Origin of the sequence: Rhodopseudomonas sp. B29 (assembly GCF_000333455.1) — a bacterium.
Classification (GTDB): domain Bacteria; phylum Pseudomonadota; class Alphaproteobacteria; order Rhizobiales; family Xanthobacteraceae; genus Rhodopseudomonas.
On the sequence record NZ_BADD01000621.1, the window covers coordinates 1 to 6,114 of the forward strand.

General features: G+C 64.0%; 9 protein-coding genes. 6 read left to right on the top strand and 3 right to left on the bottom strand.

What is annotated here, in order from left to right; genetic code table 11:
* Window positions 1-1,093: PLP-dependent aminotransferase family protein (locus I5M_RS22515; protein WP_022723467.1), on the bottom strand; the 1,093-nt coding region annotated here is incomplete at its 3' end.
* Between the two features lie 169 nt (window positions 1,094-1,262).
* Between I5M_RS22515 and I5M_RS22520 the strand changes: the two genes are divergently transcribed.
* Window positions 1,263-2,039 carry a type 1 glutamine amidotransferase gene (locus I5M_RS22520; protein ID WP_031337329.1) on the top strand — a complete coding sequence of 259 codons (777 nt, stop codon included), beginning with the start codon at window positions 1,263-1,265 and terminating at the stop codon, window positions 2,037-2,039.
* 148 nt (window positions 2,040-2,187) lie between these two features.
* Complete coding sequence (locus I5M_RS30400; RefSeq protein ID WP_040771854.1) at window positions 2,188-2,676, top strand: lipocalin-like domain-containing protein; 489 nt, start codon at window positions 2,188-2,190, stop codon at window positions 2,674-2,676.
* 100 nt (window positions 2,677-2,776) lie between these two features.
* On the opposite strand, the gene I5M_RS22530 is transcribed toward I5M_RS30400, so the two are convergent.
* Window positions 2,777-2,968 (bottom strand): hypothetical protein, encoded by a 192-nt coding sequence (locus I5M_RS22530; protein ID WP_022723470.1) that lies wholly within the window; start codon window positions 2,966-2,968, stop codon window positions 2,777-2,779.
* 125 nt (window positions 2,969-3,093) lie between these two features.
* On the opposite strand from I5M_RS22530, the gene I5M_RS32435 reads away from it, so the two are divergent.
* The gene (locus I5M_RS32435) at window positions 3,094-3,444 is read left to right on the top strand and encodes a hypothetical protein (protein ID WP_148287941.1); all 351 of its coding nucleotides are present in this window, start codon (window positions 3,094-3,096) and stop codon (window positions 3,442-3,444) included.
* 185 nt (window positions 3,445-3,629) lie between these two features.
* On the opposite strand, the gene I5M_RS22535 is transcribed toward I5M_RS32435, so the two are convergent.
* Window positions 3,630-4,370: a Crp/Fnr family transcriptional regulator gene (locus I5M_RS22535; RefSeq protein WP_022723471.1), complete on the bottom strand. Its 741-nt coding sequence runs from the start codon at window positions 4,368-4,370 to the stop codon at window positions 3,630-3,632.
* Between the two features lie 201 nt (window positions 4,371-4,571).
* On the opposite strand from I5M_RS22535, the gene I5M_RS22540 reads away from it, so the two are divergent.
* From I5M_RS22540 to I5M_RS22550, 3 genes are all read left to right on the top strand, one after another.
* Window positions 4,572-4,754: a hypothetical protein gene (locus tag I5M_RS22540; protein WP_307707010.1), complete on the top strand. Its 183-nt coding sequence runs from the start codon at window positions 4,572-4,574 to the stop codon at window positions 4,752-4,754.
* A gap of 249 nt (window positions 4,755-5,003) precedes the next feature.
* Window positions 5,004-5,513 (top strand): tyrosine phosphatase family protein, encoded by a 510-nt coding sequence (locus tag I5M_RS22545; protein ID WP_022723473.1) that lies wholly within the window; start codon window positions 5,004-5,006, stop codon window positions 5,511-5,513.
* A 172-nt stretch (window positions 5,514-5,685) separates the two neighbouring features.
* A complete protein-coding gene (locus I5M_RS22550; RefSeq protein ID WP_022723474.1) occupies window positions 5,686-6,003 on the top strand; it encodes a hypothetical protein in 318 nt (105 codons plus the stop codon).
* Window positions 6,004-6,114: the final 111 nt, after the last annotated feature.

Here is a 6,114-nt window from a genome sequence, read left to right on the forward strand (position 1 = left end):
TGCGCGGCCTTGGCGAATCGTCGGCGAGGTCGGGTGGCACCACGACGACCCTGAGCCGGAACGACGGCAGCAGCGTCTTGGAGAACGTGCCGATCGAGACCACGCGGCCGTCGCGGTCGGCGCTCTGCAGCGCCGCCGGCGACGGACCGCGATAACGGAATTCGCAGTCGTAATCGTCCTCTAGAATCCATGCGCCGGTCGCTCGCGAAAAGTCGAGCAGTTGCTGGCGGCGTTCTGCAGACAGCGTCGCGCCGAGCGGATAGTGCCGCGACGGCGACACCAGGATCATCCGCGGCGTCGGATAGCGGGCGCGGCCGAGCTCGACATTCATGCCGGCTTCGTCGGTCGGGATCGGTAGCACCGAGCAGCCGTTGGCCGTCAGCGCGGCTCGCGCGCCGTCATAGCCCGGCTCCTCCATCCACACCGGATCACCGCGGTCGACCAAGAGACGCGCGAGGAGATCGAGGCTCTGCTGCGACCCCGTGGTGATGATGACCTGGTTGGTGTCGACGATCATGCCGCGCGCGGCGCGCAGGTGCTGCGCGATCGCCTCCCGCAGTGGTTCGTAGCCGGCGTTGGAGACGTTGACGAGGAGGTCGCCCTTCAGCCGGCCCGATACTTCGTTCATCAGCCGAAGCCAGGAGCGGATCGGAAACGCCTGCAGGTCGGGAACGTCCGGCATGAACAGGGTCGGACGCTCGGTGAGCCCGCCGAACCGGTGCTCGATCAGCGCCTTGCCACGCTGCGACAAGCCACGAAACGGATAGGCGGTCGGCTTTGCGTCCGACGCTCGTTCGTCGGTCGCGGTCTTGAGACCGGGCGACGCATGGTGTCTGACGTAGGTGCCGTCGCCGACGCGGGCTTCCAGATAGCCTTCGCCGATCAGCGTTTCGAACACCTGCAGCACGGTGTTGCGCGACACCTGCCAGTCGCTGGCAAGCGAGCGGGTCGAGGGCAGGCGCGCGCCGGCTTGCAGCTGCCCGTTGGTGACCGCGTCGCGCAAGGCTTCGCTGATCTGAAAATGGAGTGGAGCGCCACTGCTTCGATCGATGTCGACCGTGATCAGAGGGCCGGCGGCGCCCGACTTTCCCATCGCAGTGACAACATCCGCTTGAGTGGCCCCCATCAATATCTCAGAACGGCTCTTCAGCTCAAGAAATCGCCGTGCTGATCTCATAGATCGGCGATGCATTGTTCGGTAAGTGATCGGGCTCGAAGATCACGGCGACATGCACGTGGCCCGAGCAGCGAGGAACGACAGCATGCAGCACGAAACACGCAGCGACGCTCACGGATTGCGATTGCTGGTGTTTCAGCACGTCGATGTCGAGCATCCCGGCATCTTCCGTGACTTCTGGCGCGACGCCGGCATCGCGTGGGATGCGGTCGAGCTCGACGCTGGTGAGCCGATTCCCGATCTCGAAGCCTACGACGCCTTGATCGTGATGGGCGGCCCGATGGACGTCTGGCAGGAGGACGAGCATCCCTGGCTGGTCGCCGAAAAGGCGGCGATCCGCCGCTTCGTCCAAGATCTGCGGCGCCCGTATCTAGGCTTCTGCTTCGGCCATCAGCTTCTCGCAGCTGCGCTCGGCGGCAGCGTGCATCTCGCCAAGGTGCCGGAGGTCGGCCCAGGCACCGTCGAACTGACGCAGGCGGGCGCCGCCGATCCGCTGTTCGCCGGGCTGTCCGCGCCGCTGCGGACGTTTCAATGGCACGGCGCCGAGGTCTCGCGGCTGCCCGCGGGCGGCGAAGTGCTGGCGCGCAACGACGCTTGCGCGGTTCAGGCATTCCGCTTCGGTGCAGCCGCCTACGGCATTCAGTATCACGTCGAGCTCACCGAGGTGACGGTGCCGCAATGGCAGCGCATTCCGGAGTACGCCGCTTCACTCGAGGCTGTGCTCGGTCATGAGCGAGCCGAACGCCTGGCCGACGAGACAAGCAAGCTGTTGCCGGAGTTCACAGCGGCCGCACGCCGGCTCAACGACAATTTCATGAAGCTCGTCACCGCCTCGGCGCGGTCGGCGACCAGCGCCCTATGAGCACGCGCGGCGCCGGCAAGCCGATGCGCGTCACTCAAATGACATCGTAGCTCACTCGCAGTACGCCTCCTGCAGATATGCGCAATATGTTCCGTTGACAGTCCGTGCCTCTCGCCTAGCTTCCTGCCGCCAATCGAGGGGACAGGAAATGCGAAAGTATTCGGTTGTATTTGGGCTCCTATTACTCGTCGTCAGCCAGCACTGTGTCTCGGCAGCCGAGTCTCTGAAATCGCGGATCATCGGATCGTGGCGTCTCACGTCGGTGTACGACGAGTTCGCCGATGGGACGCGTCGCAACACCTGGGGAGCCGAACCTCAGGGGCTGATCATCTTCACGCCCGAAGGTTTGTTCAGCGCCATCATCGTCGGCGGTGGTCGTCAGCCGCGCGCCCAATCGGTGCCGAGCGAGCCGGTCGGACCTGCTGTCGCGTACTACGGCAAATTCCAGATCGATGAAGCGACGGCGCAGTTCACCACCGCTGTCGCGCAGTCGACGTTTCCGCAGTGGTCAGGTCACGACCTGGTGCGCAAGGTGACGGAGCTGACCGATCATTCGCTGAAGGTCGAGGCCGCGGCGATCACCGGACCGGACGGCCGCGCCTTCGTGCCGCATCTCGAGTTCGTGCGCGTCAAGTAATCGCACCGTCAGCGAGGTCCGGAACAGACCCGGGCGAAGATGCTGGAGGCGTCGCCATCGAGCGGCTGCGCCTCGGCTGTCTACGCCCGCGGTCTCGACGTCATTGCAATCGCGGCTGGATCTCCTGGACGCAGCGTTGCGCGGCCTTCTGAGCGGCCGCCGGCGAGCCGAACAAGCAGCGCTCCAGGCTGTTGAAATCGTGGTGTGCGGCGAAGAAGCAGAACTTGCGGCCCTCGCGAACCACGATGCCGACCGTGCGGGCGTGGACTTCGATGACATAAGCGTCGGACATGAATCTTTTCACCGGGGCTGCCGGTGCCTTCCGTCTCGATAAGCGCCGGTCGGCGCCGAATTGCTGCAGGTGATCGCTGCTGTGCGCAGGCCATCTTGGGCCGCGAAGCAACGATTGCGAGGTCGATGAAAGCTGCGGTCTCAGCCGCGCTCGTTTCGACAGCCCCGACAACAGAGCTGGAGGGATTTTGTGCCTGCGCCTGCCTGCGCATGACGTCGCGCGGCAATTCGGCCATCAGCGGGGGCGGCGAATGTCCCGCCGCAATCGGCGGGGAGGGGCGCAACTTTACGAGTGACGTATCTGTTCACGAGCCGATCTCCAACAAGCAAGGAGCCCACGAACCACGTCGTGGCGCTTTAGCGATTAAACCCGCGGCGCAAGCTGCTCCGTCAAATCCCGCGATTCGATCATCGATCGAACACGACGAATGTGCCGGAGCGTGCCGCGAAGTCAATCGGCGCAAAAAAATAAGGTGATCGTTCCAAGCTGAAGGTACGGCACACGACGCTGTCACCGAGCCGGCGGAGGCCGATGAAAAATCTTCCCTCGGATCTGATGATCAAGTTGCAGTTGCAAGTTGATAGTAATCCGCAGGCTGCCCGCGCCACCGGGATTGGTTGTCGCGCCGCTCATCGACCCACGGCTGCCTGACGGCCATTAACTAAACGAGATGCGTCAGATCCATCGTCTTGAGATGCAAATAGGTCGGATCGAATTCTCCGATTTCGGCGAGGCGTGGCCAATTGCGCACGGTCAGCTCGCCGTTCCGGAATTGCATCGCGCCGGTCGATCGAAGTCCCGCCAGCGTCCGGTTGACGGTGGCGATCGCCATGCCGAGCGTCTCACCGAGCTGGGTCAGGCCGATCGGTAGCTGCAGCGTATTGCCGCGCGTCAGGTTCGAGGCGTGGCCGCGATAGAACAACTCACAGAACAGATGCGCGGTGCGCGCCACCATGGTGCGGGCGCTGTTGTTGGTGACGGCCTCGCGGAAAATCGAGGCGTCGATCAGCGTTTCGCGCCAGATCGCAAAGCCGACCGCGGGTCGCGCCGCGAATATCCGCAACAGCTCTTTGTGTGGCACCAGCGCCACCACCGCGCGCCCCATCGCGCACACGGCGTGGTCCATCCTGGTCAGGAACAGTCCTTGGGCGTCCGGCATGTCGCCGGGCAGATGAAACGACAGATATTGGCGGCGGCCGTCAGCCAGCAGGTGATAGCGGCTGAGCATGCCTTCCAGCACGATGGCCGAATTATGCGGCACATCGCCTTGACGGATCAGATCTTCATTGGGCCCCAGTTCCCGCGGCGTACTGCCTATTCGCCGGATCGCGGCGAGGTCGTCGTGAGACAGGCGGGAATGCTCGGAGAGCTTTTCGGTGAGAACGCGGTCGACGCTGATCATGGCGCTTTCTTCCGTGTTCCGTGGGTGAATGTTGTATCAATTGAGCCGGTGGAGTGTTCCAGGCGGGGTAAACTCACAAACAAAGCGGGAGGTTTCATCGTGTGGAACCGCCCCGGCCATGCATTGCGAGACCGAACGAGTTCTCGCGATGCAAAAGGAGGTTCCTTGCCCTATCGAGAATTTTTGACCCGGCTTCGGCGCTTGTTCGAGGAGCCCAGCGAACATTTCGACTCGATTGCCGAGGCGCTGGCCAAAGGGAATCTGCAGCAGCCGATCGTTCCTATGTCGGACTACGAGTTGGCCAAAGCGATCCGTGAGTTTCGCAGCTCGCCACCATCGGCGGCGTCCCTGAACAAGCTCAGCGCGGAGTTTTCGCGCAAGTAGATTTGTCAGGTCGGTTTGTCGTGTGCCCGGCAACTCGTGCTCCGTGGCGCCAACAGGTCTTTACAAGCACCGTTCCAACATCGATCGGCTTGGGCAGCAGCGTCGCGCATGGTCCCTTAGGGGGCGGCGCTATGCGAAAGAACGTACGCCGGAACCGGGCGAATCTTGCTCCTTCTGGCACCCCGCATCGCCTTCGCTGGCCGCCCGTGTTGTGGCTGTTCGGCTCGGCACGGCGTGCTATGCGGGGCGATGCTCATCGTCAGTTCGCTCGAACACGCGCCGTCGCAGGTCGCGGCCCACCGGCCGCTGCGATCGTTGTCGCTGCTGTCGCCGGGACACGCCGAGGGCTTCGACGCCAGCTGGCTGCCCGCCGAGCGGGTGATTCTGCGCTTCCACGATGTGGTGGAGCCCGGTCCCGATCATGTGGTGGCCGACGAGGCGATGGTCAGGGCCATCCTGGCTTTCGGCCGCCGCTGTGAGCCGAGGCAGCCTGCGCTGGTGCATTGCTGGATGGGGGTCAGCCGGTCGCCGGCGGCGGCCTTCGTGATCGCCTGTGCCCGCGCCCCGGGCGACGAACGTGCGGTCGCCCGGGAGCTTCGGCGGCGTGCTCCACACGCGACCCCGAACAGGCTGCTGGTCACCATCGCCGACGATGTTCTTTGCTGCCATGGCCGGATGGTCGATGCCGTCACCGCCATCGGCCGCGGCCAGGAGGTCGAGGGGGCGGTCGAGCCGTTCTCGTTGCCGTTGTCCTGGTGAGCAGGCGCCAGCCGAGCGTGTAACCGGTTGATTTGAAAGGTATCTTATTGCCGCGAGTACCTCGTCAGAATCCTGATAGGAACGATTGTCATTGACAAATGCTGCACTGCGACAGACTTATGTCGTAATTGTCTCGCCGGACGGCGGGAAGCTTGCGAGCAGGAGAGGCAGCATGGGCGTTCTGGTTCGGGCCTTCTATCATGTGCCGGTGATCGGCTGGCTGGTCAAAGACGCCCAGCATGGCAGTCCGGAGGCCCCGTACTTCTTCCTGTTCAACGCCGTCGTGATCGGCGCCGCCCTGATCTACTTCTTCGGCTATCCGCTGGTCATCACCGTCGCGGTGGCGGGTGCGTTCTGCGGTCTCGCGGGTCTCGTCGTGCTGACCGCGGGTGATGCCTTTGACCCGCGCGCTTCCGAGGTTGCCCGGCAGGACATCCGGCCGGTGCGCCGCAATCAGGCCGCTGCCCGGCCGACCCGCAAGGCCGCCTGAGCTTTTCGCTTCAGACATCGATCCAAACAAAAACCCCGGAGCGGCTGCCGCTCCGGGGTTTTTCGTTGCGCAGGTGAGGGCGTCGATCAGCTCACGCCGCTTCGTCGCGCA